This window comes from Aminobacter sp. P4_D5 (genome assembly GCF_056401815.1).
On the sequence record NZ_JBFUIP010001069.1, the window covers coordinates 1 to 589 of the forward strand.

Below are 589 nucleotides of genomic sequence, written 5' to 3' on the forward strand. Positions count from 1 at the left end.
CGCCGTCGGAGGTCTTGAACAGGCCGGTCGGGATGGTGGTGGGGTGGTCGTTGCCGGCCTGCTTGGGCACGTCGTGCTTCATGGTCCAGCGGGTGGCCTGGAAGTCCATCATGGCGATCATCGCCTCGAGCAGGCTGACATGGACCCAGCGGCCCTTGCCGGTCGTCTCGCGCTCCAGCAGCGCCACCATGATGCCGAGTGCGCAGTAAAGGCCCGCCGTGAGGTCGGCGACGGGGATGCCGGCGCGGACCGGGCCCTGGCCAGGCAGGCCGGTGACCGACATGAGGCCGCCCATGCCCTGSGCGATCTGRTCSAMGCCSGGMCGCTTSGMATAGGGCCCGKYCTGSCCGAAGCCGGAGATGGAGCCKWRGAYSAKSCGCGGRTTSAYCGCCGASAGMGCCTCGTAGTCGATGCCGAGSCGSGTCTTCACGTCGGGCCGGAAATTCTCGACGACSACGTCGGCCTTCTCGACCAGCTTCTTCAGCACGGCCAGGCCCTCGGGCGACTTCAGGTTCAACGTCATGGCGCGCTTGTTGCGGTGGACGTGCTGGAAGTCCGGCCCGTCGCGTTCGCCGCCGAGGCCCTTGCC

1 protein-coding gene is annotated in these 589 nt (G+C 68.6%); it reads right to left on the reverse strand.

Annotated elements, in window-relative coordinates; translation table 11 throughout:
- Positions 1-589 (reverse strand): CaiB/BaiF CoA transferase family protein (locus tag AC1DWF_RS36705; RefSeq protein ID WP_476843349.1); only part of this gene is annotated, 589 nt, incomplete at both ends.